The 16,814-nt window shown below is 64.8% G+C and carries 14 protein-coding genes; 5 read left to right on the top strand and 9 right to left on the bottom strand.

Annotated elements, in window-relative coordinates; translation table 11 throughout:
• Position 1 precedes the first annotated feature (1 nt).
• Genes BMZ70_RS12430 through coaD form a run of 3 tightly spaced genes read left to right on the top strand, consistent with a single transcriptional unit; the run spans position 2 to position 3,236 of the window.
• Positions 2 to 661, top strand: coding sequence for a response regulator (locus BMZ70_RS12430; protein ID WP_092274371.1), 660 nt, complete (start codon positions 2 to 4; stop codon positions 659 to 661).
• On the top strand, positions 658 to 2,055 hold the full coding sequence (locus BMZ70_RS12425) for an ATP-binding protein (RefSeq protein ID WP_092274368.1): 1,398 nt from the start codon (positions 658 to 660) through the stop codon (positions 2,053 to 2,055). The genes BMZ70_RS12430 and BMZ70_RS12425 overlap by 4 nt, the downstream gene beginning before the upstream one ends.
• Positions 2,056 to 2,087: 32 nt before the next feature.
• The gene (gene coaD, locus BMZ70_RS12420) at positions 2,088 to 3,236 is read left to right on the top strand and encodes a pantetheine-phosphate adenylyltransferase (RefSeq protein WP_092274365.1); all 1,149 of its coding nucleotides are present in this window, start codon (positions 2,088 to 2,090) and stop codon (positions 3,234 to 3,236) included.
• On the opposite strand, the gene BMZ70_RS12415 is transcribed toward coaD, so the two are convergent.
• The 8 genes from BMZ70_RS12415 to BMZ70_RS12380 all read right to left on the bottom strand — a co-directional run bounded on the left by BMZ70_RS12415 (position 3,229) and on the right by BMZ70_RS12380 (position 12,192).
• Positions 3,229 to 3,741, bottom strand: coding sequence for a hemerythrin domain-containing protein (locus BMZ70_RS12415; protein WP_092274363.1), 513 nt, complete (start codon positions 3,739 to 3,741; stop codon positions 3,229 to 3,231). The genes coaD and BMZ70_RS12415 overlap by 8 nt on opposite strands.
• 102 nt (positions 3,742 to 3,843) lie before the next feature.
• Positions 3,844 to 4,548: a tetratricopeptide repeat protein gene (locus BMZ70_RS12410; protein ID WP_092274360.1), complete on the bottom strand. Its 705-nt coding sequence runs from the start codon at positions 4,546 to 4,548 to the stop codon at positions 3,844 to 3,846.
• 1 nt (position 4,549) lies between these two features.
• Positions 4,550 to 6,646: a bifunctional 2',3'-cyclic-nucleotide 2'-phosphodiesterase/3'-nucleotidase gene (locus tag BMZ70_RS12405; protein ID WP_092274356.1), complete on the bottom strand. Its 2,097-nt coding sequence runs from the start codon at positions 6,644 to 6,646 to the stop codon at positions 4,550 to 4,552.
• Between the two features lie 76 nt (positions 6,647 to 6,722).
• Positions 6,723 to 8,435, bottom strand: coding sequence for a DUF3443 family protein (locus BMZ70_RS12400; protein WP_092274353.1), 1,713 nt, complete (start codon positions 8,433 to 8,435; stop codon positions 6,723 to 6,725).
• Between the two features lie 10 nt (positions 8,436 to 8,445).
• Positions 8,446 to 8,916 carry a DUF2844 domain-containing protein gene (locus BMZ70_RS12395; protein WP_092274350.1) on the bottom strand — a complete coding sequence of 157 codons (471 nt, stop codon included), beginning with the start codon at positions 8,914 to 8,916 and terminating at the stop codon, positions 8,446 to 8,448.
• 84 nt (positions 8,917 to 9,000) lie between these two features.
• Complete coding sequence (locus BMZ70_RS12390) at positions 9,001 to 9,219, bottom strand: hypothetical protein (RefSeq protein ID WP_130300785.1); 219 nt, start codon at positions 9,217 to 9,219, stop codon at positions 9,001 to 9,003.
• Positions 9,220 to 9,360: 141 nt separating this feature from the next.
• On the bottom strand, positions 9,361 to 11,742 hold the full coding sequence (locus BMZ70_RS12385; protein WP_092274344.1) for a TonB-dependent receptor plug domain-containing protein: 2,382 nt from the start codon (positions 11,740 to 11,742) through the stop codon (positions 9,361 to 9,363).
• A 132-nt stretch (positions 11,743 to 11,874) separates the two neighbouring features.
• Positions 11,875 to 12,192, bottom strand: a complete 318-nt coding sequence (locus BMZ70_RS12380) for a PhzF family phenazine biosynthesis protein (protein WP_092274341.1) — start codon at positions 12,190 to 12,192, stop codon at positions 11,875 to 11,877.
• Between the two features lie 125 nt (positions 12,193 to 12,317).
• On the opposite strand from BMZ70_RS12380, the gene BMZ70_RS12375 reads away from it, so the two are divergent.
• Entirely contained in the window at positions 12,318 to 13,112 is a 795-nt protein-coding gene (locus BMZ70_RS12375; RefSeq protein ID WP_092274338.1) for an alpha/beta fold hydrolase, read from the top strand.
• Positions 13,113 to 13,158: 46 nt separating this feature from the next.
• Positions 13,159 to 16,320 carry an error-prone DNA polymerase gene (locus BMZ70_RS12370; RefSeq protein ID WP_092274336.1) on the top strand — a complete coding sequence of 1,054 codons (3,162 nt, stop codon included), beginning with the start codon at positions 13,159 to 13,161 and terminating at the stop codon, positions 16,318 to 16,320.
• Here BMZ70_RS12370 and BMZ70_RS12365 read toward each other — a convergent pair.
• Entirely contained in the window at positions 16,317 to 16,736 is a 420-nt protein-coding gene (locus BMZ70_RS12365) for a PRC-barrel domain-containing protein (RefSeq protein ID WP_092274333.1), read from the bottom strand. The two genes, BMZ70_RS12370 and BMZ70_RS12365, sit on opposite strands and share 4 nt — an antisense overlap.
• Between the last annotated feature and the right edge of the window lie 78 nt (positions 16,737 to 16,814).

Here is a 16,814-nt window from a genome sequence, read left to right as displayed (position 1 = left end):
TATGCGACTTCTGCTGGTAGAAGACGACACCATGATCGGCGAAGTCGTGCTGGACCTCCTGCGGGCCGAGCACTACGCCGTCGACTGGGTCAAAGACGGCGACATGGCCGACACCGCGCTGCAAACCCAGACCTACGACCTGGTCTTGCTGGATCTGGGCCTGCCGCGCAAGGACGGCCTGGAGGTGCTGCGTTCGATGCGCCTGCGCAAGGAACTCACGCCGGTGCTGATCGCCACCGCGCGCGACGCCAAGGAGCAGCGCGTCGCCGGCCTCGACGCCGGCGCCGACGATTACGTGCTCAAGCCCTACGACCTCGACGAACTGCTGGCCCGCATCCGCGCCTTGCTGCGCCGCGCGGCCGGCCGCGCCGAGCCGGTGTTCGAGCACGGCAACGTCACCGTCAATCCGCAGACGCGCGAAGTAATCGCCGACGGCAAGCCGGTCAGCCTGTCGGCGCGCGAATGGGCGGTGCTGGAAGCGCTGATCGCGCGCCCCGGCATCGTCCTGTCGCGCCATCAGCTGGAAGAAAAACTGTACAGCTGGAAGGATGAAGTCAACAGCAACGCGGTGGAGGTGTACATCCACGGCTTGCGTAAAAAGCTGGGCGCGGAGCTGATCCAGAACGTGCGCGGCCTGGGCTACATGGTTCCCAAACTATGAAGGTGAAGATGCCGTCGCTGCCGTCGTTGCCCCGGGTGCCGGTGGTGACGCACTCGCTGCGCGGCCGCCTGCTGTGGTTCCTGCTGGCCGCCATCACGATGGCGGCGATGGCGCAGGCCATGATCGCCTACCGCAGCGCGCTCAACGACGCCGACCAGATCTTCGACTATCACATGCAGCAAATGGCGATGTCGCTGCGTTCCAGCGCCACGCTGACCAACAAGGCCGCCGACACGGCGGCCGACCCCGAAAACGACGACCTGGTGGTGCAGGTCTGGACCCCGGACGGTGCCCAGGTGTTCCGTTCGCTGTCGCGCGCGGCCTTGCCGCAGCGGGCGGTGCTGGGCTTTTCCAACGTCAAGGTCAACAAGACCACCTACCGGGTGTTCTCGGTGCAGACCTCCAACCAGACCGTGCAGGTGGCGCAGGACATGGCGGTGCGCCAGCGCATGGCCGGCACGCTGGCGCTGCGCACCGTCGGCCCGATCGCCGTGATGGCGCCGGTGCTGATGCTGGTGGTGTGGTGGGTGGTGTCCGGCTCGCTGGCGCCGGTGTCGCGCGTCAAGCGCCAGGTGGCGGCGCGCCAGGCCGACGACCTGTCGCCGGTGTCGGAAAACGATTTGCCCGATGAAGTGCTGCCGCTGGTGCAGGAGCTGAACCTGCTGTTCGTGCGGGTGCGCACCGCGTTCGAGGCCCAGCAGCATTTCGTGGCCGACGCGGCGCACGAGTTGCGCACGCCGCTGGCGGCGTTGAAATTGCAGGTCCTCAGCCTGGAGCGCGCGCCGGACGAGGCGGCGCGCAAGGTGGCGGTGTCGCGCGTGACGGCCGGCATCGAGCGCGCCACCCGGCTGGTCGAGCAGTTGCTGGTGCTGGCGCGGCAGGAGGGCGGCATCGAAGAGATCAAGCTGGAGCCGGTGCAGTTGGGCGAGCTGGTCAAGCGCGTGCTGGGCGATATGAACGGCCTGGCGCAGGCGCGCCAGATCGACCTCGGCCTGCACCACGCGGACGAGGTGGTGGTGGCCGGCCAGCAGGACGCCCTGATCATCCTGCTGCGCAACCTGGTCGACAACGCCATCAAGTACACGCCGGCCGGCGGCACGGTCGATGTGACGCTGCGGCGTAGCGTCGCCGCCACAAAAAACGCCAAGCCGCGCGTGCTGCTGAGCGTGGAGGATTCCGGCCCCGGCATCCCGCCGGAAGAGCGCGAGCGCGTGTTCAGCCGCTTCTACCGCGTGCCCGGCAGCCCGGCCGGCGGCAGCGGCCTGGGCATGGCCATCGTGCAGTCGATTGCCGAGCGCCACGGCGGCGTGCTGACGCTGGCCCAGTCCGAACGGCTGGGCGGTTTGCAGGTCAACGTCGATTTTCCCGAGACTAGCAAGGCCACTCCAGCTTAAAATGCCGTTTTAACACGGTGCTGGAGCGGTGCATGAAGAAAATCGGCTTTTCGGGAACCCTGGACCCGATCACCAACGGTCATATGTGGGTGATCAACGAAGCCCGTTCGCTGGCGGACGAGGTGGTGGTGTTCCTGTCCGAGAATCCGGCCAAGAAGCCGCGTTTCACGGCCGAGGAGCGCAAGAGCATCATCGCCCTCAGCTGCGCCGAGCAGGGCTGGGACAATGTCTCGGTGGTGATCGTGCGCGGCGACTACACCGCGCGCGCGGCCAAGAAGCAGGGCGTGGAATGCCTGATCCGCGGCATCCGCACCACCGCCGATTTCGACTACGAAAACCTGATCCAGCAAACCAACGTCGACGTGCTGCAGGGCGCCAAGACAGTGTTCGTGATGCCGCCGCGCGACCTCGGCTCGGTGAGCTCCTCGTTCGTCAAGGCGCTGGAAGGGCCGATCGGCTGGAACTGGATCATGAAGAAATTCGTGCCGGGTCCGGCCTACCATGCGTGGGTGCTGGGCTGGCTGCGCCGCGAGTGGGAAGCCCTGTGGGACTACGAGCACCGCGACGCCACCGCCATCGCCCACGCCGACCAGTGGTTCGTGCAGCTGACCGGGCCGACCGCCTACGGCGGCCCGGCGCGCCACTATCACAACCTCGACCATCTGGTGCACGGCCTGTGCGAAATCCGCGTGTGGGCCGCCAATACGCGGCCGGACCCGGCCGATGTGGACATCGTCAAGCAGGCATTCTGGTTCCACGACGCCGATTACGGCTACAATGCCGACCCGGATGCGCTAACCAATGAGGAAGCCAGCGCGCAACTGTGGCTTGGTAGCCACCTGGGGCAGGACATGGCCGATGCGGCAGAGCTGATCCGCGCCACCGACCACTTCCAGGAAGCCTCGATCACGCACCGCCTGAAAGATATCCTGCTGTGCGTGGACCTGGCCATTCTGGGACAGGATGACGAGGTGTACCAGAACTATGCGCGCGCCATCCGGCAGGAATACATCCACCTGGCCGACGCCAAATACTGCGAGCAACGCGGTGGTGCGCTGGCGCACTTGTGCCGCAAGGCGCAGGCCGGGCAGCTGTTCGGCGATACCTACTTTGCCGACCAGTACAACGAGCGCGCCATCGACAATATGCAGCGCGAAATGGCGCGGCTGGCCGTTAAATAGCGGTCGGCGGCAGCTCGATTTCCTCCTTGCGGGCGGCGATGGCCTGGCCCAGCGCCAGCAGGTCCAGCTTGGCCTTGCGCGCTTTCGGGAACATCTCGCCTTCTTCTTCCTTGACGTGATGGTCGATCAGCTCGCCCAGCACTTTGACCTTGGCGTCGAACAGCTCTTCGCCGGGATCGGCGCTGATGATTTGCGCGATCAAATCCTTGGCCGAGGCGTGTTCGACCACGGCTTCATCAAGCATATCGTCGTCCTTGGTGGCCGCGCGCACGGCCGGGTAGAAAATCTCTTCCTCGGCGGTGGCGTGCTTGGTCAGCTCTTCGCAAATTTGCAGCGCCAGCTTGTGCTTGCTGACGTGGGCGCGGTCACCCAGTTCTTCGTATTGCTCGAACAGCGACTTGACGTGTTCGTGGTCCTCGGTCAGCAGGGTGATCGCGTCTTGCGGTCCGGTGGCGGTGGGAATAGGCTTGGGCATCTTGCCCGATGTTTGGGACGTGGTACTCATATTGGCTCCTTGCGTGGCTAATGGACTGACGGGGACTGCCAGGCCAGTCTAGGAGCCGTGCATGGCGTGGTCTGTGCGGCGTCCCACGCTTGCGCATGCCAGCTAAAAGCGATTCCAGTTGTTGCGCCGGTGTTCGCTCGCTTCCTTCATCAGGTGGCCGGCGCGCAGGGGATCGTTTTGTTGGACCGTCATAGCCAACTCTTGCAATGCCGGCGGGTATTCGTGCTCGGCGGCTTCCTCCAGCATCCGTCGGCCTTGGACGCGGTCTTGCGCCACGCCCAGTCCTTGATCGTAGATGTTGGAAAGCAGGAACATGGCGTGCGCATTGCCCAGCCCGGCGGCTTGCGCCAGCCAGTTTGCCGCCTGTGCGTCGTCGTGCGGCACGCCGTTGCCGTTCTTGTAGAGCAGGCCCAGCGCCAGCGCCGCTTTCGCATGCCGATGCTGGGCGGCGCTGGCGTACCACGGTGCTGCGGCCGCCGGCGCCGGCGGCACGCCCGGCACGCCGACGCGCAGCATTTCAGCGAGCTGGAACGCGGCTTCGGTATCGCCGCCGCGCGCCGCCTGCCCGAACCATTTGAGCGCATCGTCGCGCTGCTTCGGCCTCGACTGGTAGAGGATGGCCAGCTCGCGCTGCGCCACCGGCAGGTGCTGTTCCGCCCAGGCCATCAGCTTGCGCTCGGCATGGGGATCGGCTTCCTGCCTGGCCTTCATGCCGATGACCTCGATCTGCGCCGAGGTCGGCTTTTCGTGCTGGAGCTGGCAGCCGAACAGCAGGGCCGAGGCCAGCAGCGGAATCAAGGCGCGCATGTTATTTGCTCAGGTCGATGGTGTACTTGGCAAAGCCGCTGGCGTCCAGGCCGCCTTCGGCCGTCACCGCCGTGATGCCGCTGCTCCTGGCCAGCGCCAGATGGCCCGGCGCCGAACGCAGGATCACCGGGCCGGCCGTCGCCACCTTGACGAAGCTCCAGCTGCGCGCGCTGCCGTTGCTGGCCAGCGTGACCTTGCCGCTGGCCGCGCCTTGCGCCGACAGGTAGTTGCTGACCACGGTCTGGTTGGCGTCCGGCGACTTGATGATGGTCTTGCTGCCGTCGATGCCCGGCACCGCACCGCCGCCGCCGGCGCGGTAGTCGTTGGTGGCGACGATGAAGTCGTCGCCGTCGGCCACCGCCTTGCCTTTGTAGCTGAGGTTGACTATGCGGCTGCCGGCCGGCTTGGTCACGTCAATCTGGTAGGTCAGCGCGTTGTCTTCCGCATAGAACACGTCGTAGTTGTAGATGGTGCCATAGGACGGCACCAGATCCTGCTCGCTGGTCTTGGCCGGATCGATCTGGCCGAACTGTTTGGCGGCCGTTTCCAGCCACGCCTTCAGGTCGGAACCCTTGATCTTCACCGCTTGCAGATTGTTGTTCGAGTACAGGTACAGGTCGCCCGGATTGCGCACTTGCAGGCCCACCGGCGCTGCCGTGCTGGCGCCCGGCGCCACGTCGGTGAAGTCGCTGGCGCCGTTGCGGCCGGCCTTGAACGGCGCGCTGCACGAAATCACCGGGATGTTCTTGTAGCTGGCGATGGTGGCGTCGGTACTGGTGGCGATGAAATTCTTCACGTAGGCCAGCTGCGCCTGGTTCACCAGCTGGATCGCGCTGACGTCGCCGGCCAGCGCGAAGTAGGACGACATTTCAAAGTCGGTGCTCACGCCCAGCGGCTGCCTGGCGTAGGCGATGGTGGCCGCATGCTCGCTGGCGACCAGCGGCGCCACGCTGCTGTCGGCGGCGATGTTGGTGGCGCCGTCGGTGTATTTGAAGCCGCGCGATTCCACCGTCGTCTTGGCCGGCTGCACCACCCACTTGCCGCCGGTGTAGGCCAGCGTCAGCTTGATGATGCCGAGACGGCGGCCCCAGCTCTGCGCCATCACGGTCGGCACGCCGTTGACGAAGCCGTTGACAGCGTCGATCCTGGCGCTGGCCGGGAAGGCGGCGAACGATGGATCGAGCGCCGCCGCGCCGGTCTCTTTACCCTTCGGGAAGATCAGGTGCGAGTGGCCGATCAGCAGCGCATCGATGCCGGTGCTGGTCAGGTGGTAGGAACCGTTTTCCATTTTCGGGCTGTAGCTGCTCGGGTCAAGGCCGCCGTGCGACAGCGCCACCACCAGGTCCGCACCTTTGCTGCGCATCTCCGGCACGTACTGCTTGGCCGCTTCCTGCACGCCGGTAATGGCGACCTTGCCAGCCAGGTTCTTCTGATCCCATTCCAGGATTTGCGGCGGCACGAAGCTCATGATGCCGATGTTGAGCTTGACGTCCAGCTTGTTCCCATCCGGCAGCGCCGCGCTGAAGGTGCGCGGCAGCAGGGTGTAGGGCTGCACGATGGGCTTGCCGCTGGCCACGCCGGTGACATTGGTCAGCACCAGCGGGAAGGCGGGCGCGCCGCATGTGCCGCTCGGCTTGCTCACGCCGGGGATGCCGAAGTCGGTATTGGTGATCTGGCTCAACAGTGGCAAGCCGTAGTTGAATTCGTGGTTGCCGAAGCCGCCGCCGTCGAACTTCATGGCGTTCATGACCTTGTGCACGGCCATTGTCTCACTGCACGGAATCGGTTTGGTGACAGCTTGCAGGTCGCCCAGCAGCGTGCCCTGGATGGTGTCGCCGTCGTCCAGCAGCACATTGTTCGGATTCTCGGCGCGCGCGGCCTTGACCAGCGCGGCCGTGCGTTCGAGGCCGAGACTGGTGTCCTCCGCCAGCGAGTAGTAGTTGTAGCTCATCACGTTGGCGTGGATGTCGGTGGTTTCCAGCAGTGCCAGCGTGACGGTAGTGCCCTCCGGGATCGCCGGACCTTGCGCGTTGTCGGCGCCGCAGCCTACCAGACCGGCGGCGCTCATGGCGGCCAGTATCACCAGATTTTTGTTCATCGCAACCTCGAAGAAGAGAAAAATTCAAGGTTGCGACTTTAACGAGGTTTGGTGACAGCGCCGTGACATGGCGCAATCAATACGCCCAGTACGGCCCGGCCTTGCCGGCCACGGTGGCGTCTTCCATCACCACGAACACGCGGCGGCCGTAGAAGAAGGGCATGCCCCAGTCGACGTAGTTGCCGGACGCGCTGCTGCTGGCCACCGTGCCGCCCACCTGCGCCGCCGTGATGGTCGAGGCCAGGCTCACCAGGTTCACCACGTTGAAGTCGACCGTGCCGCTGGCGCTGCCGTCGGCCGCGCTGTTGGTGGCCGTCAGCGACAGCGTCGAGGCCGGGCAGTAGAAGTCGCCGCCCGAGCACTGGCGGATGGTGCTGTCGGTGAAGAAATAGCCGTTGGAGCCGCTGTCGATGAAGCTGGCGCTGTAGGTCTTGCCCTTGTAGGTGGTGCTGAAGTCGCCGCTGCTGTTGGCCTTGAAGATGGTCTCGCCGGCGATGGTGTTGTTGCTCTGCGTGTTGACGCCGAACACCAGCGTGCCGCTCACCGAGGTCAGGCCGGCCGTGCCCACGCTCGGCATGGTAATCAGCAAGCCATTGTTGTTGACCGCGAACGAGGCCACCGGATTGCTGATCTGCCTGGCCAGCGGCATGGCGCTGGCGCTGCAGCTGCCGCTGGCGCAGGCGTAGTACACGCCGCTGATGGCCGCGTTGGCGCAGGCGGTGCCGCAGTCCTGCTTGAACATGCCGACTCCGAGGATGCCCTTGGCGCCGATCGCCGACAGCGTGCCGAGGTTGCTGCCGGCGCTGCTGCAGCTGGACGGCGTGCTGCTGTAGCTGGCGCCGCTGTCGCCGATCACTTGCACCGAAATGCCGGACGCCACTTCGTCGGCGATCTTGACGTCGGCCTGGCGCACCGCACCCCAGGTATAACCGCTGATGAACTTGCCGCATTCGCCGGCGTCGTCGCCGGAGGCGGTGGCGACGGCCGGCAGCGCCAGCGTGCTGCTGAGCTGGCTCGCCAGCAGGCGCAGGCCGTAGGAGCCGGTGTCGAGCAGCACGTGGTCGATGGTCTGGCAGGTGCTGGTGCCGGGCCGGCACACGGTCACGCTCACATACGGCACGTTGATCACGCCGCTGACGCCGCTCGGGCCGCTGTCGACCAGGATGGCGGTGCTGTTGCTGAGCGCCGCCGTCACGCTGAGCGCGGCGCTGCCATTGGCTGTTCCGCCATCGCCGGTGCACGCCAGGCTGTAGGTGTAGCTGCCGGTTGCGGCCGGCGTGATGGTCACCGCGCCGGAAGTGGCCTTGGTGCCGCTCCACGCGCCGCTGGCGCTGCAGCTGGTGGCGTTGGCCGAGGACCAGCTCAGCGCCGTGCTTTGGGCGGTGGTGATGTTGGCCGGCGCCAGCGTCAGGCTGACGCTGGGCGAAGGCGGCGGCGTGGCGACCGTCACCACGGCGGTGCTGCTGGCGCTGCCGCAAGTCAGGGTGTAGTTGGCGGTGCCGGCCTCGCCGGCGGTGACCGCTTGCGTGCCGCTGCTGGCCACCGTGCCGCTCCAGGCGCCGGAAGCGGTGCAGCCGCTGGATGGCGCATTGCTGACGCTCCACGTCAAGGTGATGACCTGGCCGCTGGTGGTGGCGGTCGGCGAGGCGCTGATGCTGACCACCGGCGTGGGCATGGCCATCGCTTCGGTCGAGGTGGTGGTGCTGGTCGTCGTGGACGAGCCGCTGCCGCCGCCGCACGCCGCCAGCGCCAGGCACAGCAGTGCGCTGGCCAGTTGAGGGTATTTCATATGGGACGCCTTATTCGATGGTGCTGGTGTCAAAGCCGGCGGGCAGCGCGCCAGGAATCCAGGCCTGGCCGGCGAACGCGCGCATGTGGCCGTTGGAGATGATCACCACATCGGACTGCTCGACCGCCAGTTGCGAGTGGCCGGCCTTGGGCCGCTTGGCGGCGTTGCTGGTCATGACGGTGAATTTGTCGCCCAGCAGCGTGCGCAAGTCGGGCAGGGTGGGACCTTTCCAGCTGACGGCAAACACCGCGCCATTGCTGTCGCTGTATTCGCGCACCACGGTGCCGCTGTCCAACGTGGACTGGGTGACGGTGTAGATCGCTTCGCTGGCGGCTGCGGCTGCTGTGGCGGCGAGGCGGCTGGCTTGCCGGGTTTGCGTGGTGGCGGTGCCGAAATTGGATGGCGCGCTGCCCAGCGCCGCCCAGGCGAGTGCGCCTTGCAGCAGGGACAGGAACAACATCAGGGTAAATGCGCGGCGCATAGAACGCTCCATTGCCGAAAAATAAGACAAGGCAAGTGTAGAACGGCGCTGCGTTGGGTTAAGTTAGCGAGATGTAAGCAAACGTTACTTGGATGGCGATGGTTGGGCGTAGATCACGATGGGCTGCAGGGCGGGAGGCGGGGCCTTGGGCGTGGCGTTGTTGAGTACGAAAGTCATTACCGTCACTGAGGTAGCGGTCAGCACGATGGTGATGCCGATGATCCACTTGATGACGTCGGCGAAGCCCTTCTGCATCCGGGCCTCCAGTGCGGCAAGATCGGCCTTGGTCGCGGTTTGGTCCAAGCGTGCCTCGATATTAGCCAACCGTTCACGGATGGCTGTAGAGGAGTCTTCAAGTTTGACGATTCTGGCTTCCATCTATCCATGTTAGCCAGCGAGGGAGGTGACGTCCAGCGGAACCGGACGTCACTCTGATCTACATCATCAGAACTTCACGTACAGGCGGCCGAAGTAGGACGCGCCGTTCAGGCCGAATTGCACCGACTCGTACTTGAAGCCGTTGTCGGTTTCATCCGGATTCTGCGTGCTTGGATGAACGTTGAAGATGTTATTGCCGCCAAACGAGAACTTCATGTTTTTGTTGATGGTGTAGGTGAACGCCAGGTCAGCCGAAGTCTTGGACTTGTAGTGCTGGTTCTCTACGCCGCCAGCGGTGCCGCTGTAGGTGCCCAGGGTCTGCGGGCCGAAGTGGATGATCTTCAGGTCGCTTTCCCAGGCGCTGTGGGTATAGTTGAAGCCCAGCGTTGCTTTCGAGCGCGGCGCGCCTTGCTCGATGTACAGGCGTTCCTTCTCCGACAGCAGCACGTCCTCATAGCCGCGCAGCGAGGCCGGCGCGTGGATGCCGGTCACTTCGGTCTTGCTGACGTTCAAGGCCAGGAAGGTGGCCAGCTTGTCGGCGCCGAAGGTGGTCTTGTGCGAGGCGGTCAGGTCCAGGCCCTGGGTCTTGGTGTCGACCGAGTTGACGAAGAACTGCGCCTGGCCCACGCCCAGCGTGGCCAGCTTGGCGGCCAGTGCCGGGTAGTTGCTGTCGTCAAAGCGGCCGGACAGCACGATGCGGTCCTTGATCTTGATCTGATACAGGTCGGCGGTGACCGAGACAGCCTGGGTCGGGGTCCAGGTCGAACCGAGCGTGAAGCTCGTCGATTTTTCCTTGGTCAGCTTCGGAATGCCGGCCAGGTTGGTGACCGCGCTGTTGTTCGGCGCCAGCACCACGTCGGTCGGCACGCCGCCGATGAAGTCGGTGAAGGTCGACGAGAAGTACATCTGCTGCAGCGACGGCGCGCGGAAGCCGGTCGAGGCCGAACCACGCAGCAGCGTGGTTGGCGCCACGCGCCAGCTGCCGGCCAGCTTGCCGGTGGTGGTCGAGCCGAAGTCGCTGTATTTCTCGTAGCGCACCGCGCCTTGCGCTTTCACGGTGTCGGTCAGGTCAGCTTCGAGGTCGAGGTAGGCTGCCACGCTGTGACGGTTGGCGTCCACTTCGTCGGCTGGCTGGAAGCCCGGGAAGCCCTGGCTGCCGGCGTTGCCGCCGATGCCCACGCCGTCGGCGTCGCTGTACGAGCCCAGTTCACCGGCGTAGATCTTGTAGTTTTCGTGACGGTACTCGCCGCCGAACGCCACGTTCAGGCCGCGACCGACCAGGCCCTCGAAGTAGCGGTTGAAGTCGAGGTTGGTGGTCAGCTGTTCAAACTGGAAGCCGCCGGCGTTGAAGCTGGTCGGGCTGATGCCCTTGCCGCCGGCCAGCAGGTCCTTGTTGGCGATCGACGCGTTCAGCGTGTTGCTGATGTCGTAGATCATTTTGTTCTTGCCGTAGGTCTGCGACAGGTCCATATTCCATTCGCCAACCTGGTTGCGGTGGCCGAGGATGGCGTACTGGTCGTCGATCTGCGCGTTGATGAACGGCACGAAGCCGTTCGGGTACATGGCGGCCGAGTTGCGCGACGGGATGTCGTCGCTGCCGATGCCGCCGCGCGCCCATGCGCCCGACGAAGCATCGCGGCTTTGCGCGCCGGCGGTGAAGTACAGGCGGCCAGTGCCGGTGGTCGGCAGTTCGCCGTTCAGGTAGATGGTCTGGTTCTTGGTCTTGCTGTCGCCGATGGTGCGCGGATTGTCGGCTTCGGCGCGGTTGGAGCGGCCACGGTCGAGGTATTCGCCGGTGATGCCGAGCACGCCGTTGTTGCCGATCTCAAAGCCGCAGTAGGCCGAGGCCAGCCAGTTCTTGCCGTCGCGCTTGCTGTATTCGCTGAAACCGGCGACCGCTTCGCAGCCCTTGGATTTTTTCAGGCCGATGTCCATCACGCCGGCAATCGCGTCCGAGCCGTACTGGGCGGCGGCGCCGTCGCGCAGCACTTGCACGTCCTTGATGGCCAGCATCGGGATGGCGTTCATGTCGGTGCCGGTGTTGCCGCGGTTGCGCGCGCCGAACAGGTTGACCAGCGCGGTGGTGTGGCGGCGCTTGCCGTTCACCAGCACCAGGGTCTGGTCCGAGCCGAGGCCGCGCAGGGCGGCGGAGTCGACCAGGTCGGCGCCGTCGGAGCCAGTCTGGCGGGTCGAGTTGAACGATGGGGAAATGTAGGTCAGGGTCTGGGCCAGGTCGAACTGGCCGCCGCTCTCGGCGGTCTTGCTCAGTGGAATGATATCGACGGGCACGGCGGTGTCGGTGGCCGAGCTGGCGGCGCGGCGCGAACCGACGATGCTGACCGATTGCACTGCATTATCTTGTGCGTAGGTCTCAGCGGTGAGGGCCAGGGTGCTGGTGCCGTACAGGCTGAGTAAGACGGCTTTACGTAAGGTGGTATTGGTGAACACGTGTCGTCTCCCATGAAAAATTTGATTTTATGCAAATTGGTCATATAGACAGGTGATTTTGTAGCAAATTGACGTGCAAACATTATTTTGTGTTGTATGCATGCTTCACCTCCGTGTTTCCCTTACGTAGTGCTACGCAAGCCCGGTTTTCCCGCCGATTAAAATACTTTCACCGAGCAGTTGCGTGCGCAACAGGCAGGGCGTGCCGAGGTTGGCGCCCTGATACAGGGTGATGCCGGTTTGCAGGTGCGCAGTGAGCGCGCCGGCCGCCACGCCGGTGGCGCCGTCTTCGGCGGCCGGATCAAGGTGGTTGAGGCTACGCCCTTCAAGCGCGCCATCCGGGCGGCGGCACCAGACGTAGCAGCCGCTGACGCCGTGCTGCTTGCCCCAGTCGGCAATGGCTGGCAGGTCGGGCGTGAGCGCGTGCAGGGTAGCGTGATACCAAAGCACAGCAATTCCTGTACATGTCTATTTTGCATCCTGATCCCCTGAATCTGCGTTTCATCGCATCCCTGCGCAGGCTGCTGATCGCCGGTGCCAGAATGGCAGCTCATTAAACAAAGGGGAGCATCATAATGCGTAACGTCGTTTTCGTGCTGGGCTTGCTGGCGGCGGCGCCGGCAATGGCGGCGCTGGTCGTTACCACACTGGTCGATGGCCGCAAGGTCGAATGCGTTGCCTTGAAAAATCCTTCCGCCCCGGTCACGGTGGTATTTGAAAACGGCTCGCGCGCTACGGTCGACAAATGGGACAAGGTGATCGACGGCATCGCGCCGAAGGCCAATGTGTTTGCCTACAACCGTCCCGGCTACGGCAAGAGCGAAGACACGGCCGCGCCGCGCGACGGCCTGACCATCGTTGAGGAATTGCGCCGCAACCTCAAAGCCGAAGGGCTGGCGCCGCCGTACATTCTGGTAGGGCATTCGCTGGGCGGACTGTATGTGCAGCTGTTTGCCAAGCGCCATCCGGAGGAAGTGGCAGGCATCGTGCTGGTCGATGCCCTGTACCCGCGCGTGATTAAAAAACAGGACGACTTTCCGCTGTTGACCCGCGCCGGCGCCTGGCTGTTCTTCTCCAGCACGGTGCGCAAGGAAATCGGCAGCATCTATGAAACCGGCGAGCAAGTGCTGGCGCAGGGCGATATCGACAGCAAGCCCATGATCCGGCTGGTCAACCAGCCCAAAGGTGCGACCGCCGTGCCGGTCGATTTTGGCGTCGTCAACAGCGACCCGCAAACCATCGCCTTCGTCCGCGCCCTGTATCCGCAAGCCAAAACCGTCGTTGTCGACTCCGACCACCAGATGCAGACCGCCTCGCCCGAAGTCATCATCCAAGCCATCAACGACGTCATCGCCGCCCAACGCAAGTAGGCTTCGAAGTTGGGGTAGAATACTGTATAAAAACACAGTATTCATCATGAGCGCGCTGCCCCCCATCGGACTGCCGGCCTACGCCGAGCTGTTCTGCTTATCGAATTTTTCCTTTCTCCACGGTGCTTCGCGCGCCGAGGAGCTGGTGGCGCGCGCGGTGCAGCTCGATTATGCGGCGCTGGCCATCACCGATGAATGCTCGCTGGCCGGCGTAGTGCGCGCTCACGCCGAGGCCAAGGGCAAGCTCCCGCTCATCATTGGCAGCTACTTCCGGCTCACCAATCCGGATGGCTCGCCGGGACCGTCGCTGGTGGCGCTGGCGCGCAATCGTGATGGCTATGGCAATCTTTGCGAAATCATCACCATTGCCCGCAACCGCGTGGCCAAGGGCAGTTATCTGCTGACGCCGGCCGATCTGGCCGCGCCGCCGCCGGCTTTCGCGCACCTGAAGGGCTTGCCGGATTGCTCGCTGATCCTGCTGCCGCACTATCCGGCCCATCGTCCGCAGGATGTGGACCAGCTGCACGCGCAAGCGGCATGGATGGAGGCGACTTTCCCCGGCCGCGCGTGGATGGGACTGAACCTGCTGCTGCGCCCCTTCGATGAAGCGCATCGCCTCAGCATTGCCGAGGTGGCCGCGCAGCATCAGATGGCGGTGGTGGCGGTCGGCCACGTCTGCATGCACGTGCGCTCGCGCAAGCCGCTGCAGGACACGATGACGGCGATCCGCATCGGCAAGCCGGTGGCCGAGTGCGGCTACGAACTGGCGCAGAACGCCGAGCAGCACCTGCGGCCGCGCATGCAGTTGGCCAACCTGTATCCGCCGGCGGCGCTGGCCGAAACGCTGCGCATCGCCGCAGAGTGCACCTTCAACCTCGAACAGCTACGCTACGAATATCCGCACGAGCTGATCCCGCCCGGCCACACGCCGGCCAGCTACCTTCGACAGGAGGTGTACACCGGCACGCAGCGGCGCTGGCCGCAGGGCGTGTCCGACAAGGTGCGCGAGCAGATCGAGAAGGAACTGGCGCTGATTGCCGAGCTCAAATACGAACCGTACTTCCTGACCGTGTACGACATTGTGCGCTACGCCCGCTCGCAGGGCATCCTGTGCCAGGGCAGGGGATCGGCAGCCAACTCGGTGGCGTGCTACTGCCTCGGCGTGACCGAGGTCGATCCCGAACGCAGCAACATGCTGACTGGCCGCTTCATTTCCAAAGAGCGCAACGAGCCGCCCGATATCGACGTCGATTTCGAACACCAGCGACGTGAGGAAGTGATTCAGTACATCTACCAGAAATACGGCCAGGACCGTGCCGCGCTGGCGGCCGTGGTGATCAGCTATCGCCCCAAGAGCGCGCTGCGCGACAGCGGCAAGGCGCTGGGCGTGGATCTGGCGATCGTGGAAAAAGTCTGCCAGTCGCAGCGCTGGTTCGACAGCAAGCATGACCTGATCGCGCGGCTGGCCGAGTGCGGCCTCGATCCCGAGTCGCAACTAGCGCAGCAATGGGCGGCGCTGGCGGTGGCGCTGCTGGGCTTCCCGCGTCACCTGTCGCAGCATCCGGGCGGTTTTGTCATCTCGCATGAAAAATTGACGCGGCTGGTGCCGGTCGAGAAGGCCACGATGGAAGACCGCTACGTCATCCAGTGGGACAAGGACGACCTCGAAGAGCTGGGCCTGATGAAGGTGGATGTGCTGGCGCTGGGCATGCTGTCGGCCCTGCGCCGCACGCTGGATCTGTTGAGCGCGCAGCGCGGCCAGCCGTTCCGCATGCAGGACATTCCCGCCGAGGACCGTGATACCTACGACATGATTTGCGAGGCTGACACCATAGGCGTGTTCCAGATCGAGTCGCGCGCGCAGATGAGCATGCTGCCGCGCCTGCGGCCCAGGAGGTTCTACGATCTGGTGATCGAAGTGGCCATCGTGCGGCCGGGGCCAATACAGGGCGGGATGGTCCATCCTTACCTCAAGCGGCGCATGGATCATAAACTGGTCAAGTATCCGCCCCGGTTGGAAGAAGCGCTGGGCCGCACGCTGGGCGTGCCCATCTTCCAGGAGCAAGTGATGCAGATCGCCCAGATCGCCGCCGGCTTCACCGAGGGCGAGGCCGACCAACTGCGCCGCGCGATGGCGGCATGGAAGCGCAAGGGTGGCGTCGACAAATACGAAAAACAGATTAAGGACGGCATGCGCGAGCGTGGCTATGACGATGATTTCGCCGACGCCATTTGCAAGCAAATCCAGGGCTTCGGCGAATATGGTTTTCCTGAATCGCATTCCGCCAGCTTCGCGTTGCTGAGCTACGCCAGCTCATGGATCAAGTGCCACGAACCGGCCGCCTTCCTGTGCGCGCTGCTCAACAGCCAGCCGATGGGTTTCTACAGCCCGTCGCAACTGGTGCAGGACGCCAAACGCCACGGCGTGGTGGTGCGCGAGATCGATGTCGCCATCAGCGGTTGGGAGAGCTCGCTGGAAGAGCCGGCCGGCCAGCGCGGCCAGCCGGCGGTCCGGCTCGGGCTCAATATGCTGAAGGGGATGGGGGCCCAGGCCGGCGCCCGCATCGAGCAGGCGCGCGCCGCCGGCCCGTTCGCCAGCGTGGCCGACCTCGCGCGCCGTGCCGACCTCGACCGCCACGCGCTGCACGTGCTGGCCGGCGGCAACGCGCTGCACCAGCTGGCCGGACACCGCCGGCAAGCGCTGTGGCAGGCCGTCGGCGCCGTGCCGGACAAGGACTTGCTGCGCCCGACCATGCCGGACGAAGCCGTGCCCGCCCTGCGCGCGCCCACCGAAGGCGAAGACATCCTCGGCGACTACCGCTCGCACGGCCTGACGCTGGGCCGCCATCCGCTGGCGCTGCTGCGCGCCACGCTGTTGAAGCACCGCTTCATGCCGGCCGAGGTGCTGAACACCTACACCAACAACATGGTGGCGCGCGCCTGCGGCATGGTCACGGTACGGCAGCGTCCCGGCACCGCCAAGGGCGTGATCTTCATGACCCTGGAAGACGAGACCGGCAACGTCAACGTCATCATCTGGCCAGCCTTGCTGGAACAGCAGCGGCGCGAGGTGCTGAGTGCGCCGCTGCTGGGCGTGTATGGCGTCTGGCAGCAGGAGGGCATGGTGCGCCACCTGGTGGCCAAGCGGCTGGTCGACATGAGCCACCTGCTGGGCCGCCTGCCCACCGCCAGCCGCGATTTCTGCTAGCGTGCGTCGAGGTCGCGGCGCAGGCCGGCGCCGTAGTAGCTGTGCACCTGGCTGGCCCAGGTCTGGTTGGCCATGTCCGGCCAGTGGTCCTTGTCGAAGCCGGGGGCGGCCTCGATGCGCTCCTTGTCGATGTCCAGGGTGAAGCGCTTGTTGACGGCGTCCAGCGTCAACGCCTCCCACGGCACCGCAAACAGCTTCTCGCCGATGGTCAGCACGCCGCCCGACGCCATCACCGCGTAGGCGATTTTGCCGGTGCGCATGTCCAGCATGATTTCCTTGATTTCGCCGAGGTGCTCGTTTTTCAGGTTGTGGATATGGTCGCCAATCACGGTGTCGGCTCCCAGCAGCTCTGGTCCCGGACCTTTATGGCCGTTGTCCACATACATGCCATATTGATCACGATCTTCGTAGCTCATGATGCATCTCCTCTGATTGATGAGTTGTCATTCTGTTCTTTTTTACAAGCCGGATCTGTACGCTGATGCACGCGGGAG

The sequence above is a fragment of the Duganella sp. CF402 genome (assembly GCF_900109645.1).
In the GTDB taxonomy this organism is placed as follows: Bacteria; Pseudomonadota; Gammaproteobacteria; order Burkholderiales; family Burkholderiaceae_D; genus Rugamonas.
The sequence above is the reverse complement of the archived record's forward strand: the minus strand, read 5'-3'. Positions and strand labels throughout refer to the sequence as shown.

Bases quoted from the DNA above. Each gene is read 5' to 3' on its own strand.
- BMZ70_RS12425 (WP_092274368.1), top strand. From the start codon at position 658: ATGAAGGTGAAGATGCCGTCGCTGCCGTCGTTGCCCCGGGTGCCGGTG.
- BMZ70_RS12405 (WP_092274356.1), bottom strand. From the start codon at position 6,646: ATGAACAAAAATCTGGTGATACTGGCCGCCATGAGCGCCGCCGGTCTG.
- coaD (WP_092274365.1), top strand. From the start codon at position 2,088: ATGAAGAAAATCGGCTTTTCGGGAACCCTGGACCCGATCACCAACGGT.
- BMZ70_RS12375 (WP_092274338.1), top strand. From the start codon at position 12,318: ATGCGTAACGTCGTTTTCGTGCTGGGCTTGCTGGCGGCGGCGCCGGCA.
- BMZ70_RS12415 (WP_092274363.1), bottom strand. From the start codon at position 3,741: ATGAGTACCACGTCCCAAACATCGGGCAAGATGCCCAAGCCTATTCCC.
- BMZ70_RS12370 (WP_092274336.1), top strand. From the start codon at position 13,159: ATGAGCGCGCTGCCCCCCATCGGACTGCCGGCCTACGCCGAGCTGTTC.
- BMZ70_RS12365 (WP_092274333.1), bottom strand. From the start codon at position 16,736: ATGAGCTACGAAGATCGTGATCAATATGGCATGTATGTGGACAACGGC.
- BMZ70_RS12410 (WP_092274360.1), bottom strand. From the start codon at position 4,548: ATGCGCGCCTTGATTCCGCTGCTGGCCTCGGCCCTGCTGTTCGGCTGC.
- BMZ70_RS12395 (WP_092274350.1), bottom strand. From the start codon at position 8,916: ATGCGCCGCGCATTTACCCTGATGTTGTTCCTGTCCCTGCTGCAAGGC.
- BMZ70_RS12430 (WP_092274371.1), top strand. From the start codon at position 2: ATGCGACTTCTGCTGGTAGAAGACGACACCATGATCGGCGAAGTCGTG.
- BMZ70_RS12400 (WP_092274353.1), bottom strand. From the start codon at position 8,435: ATGAAATACCCTCAACTGGCCAGCGCACTGCTGTGCCTGGCGCTGGCG.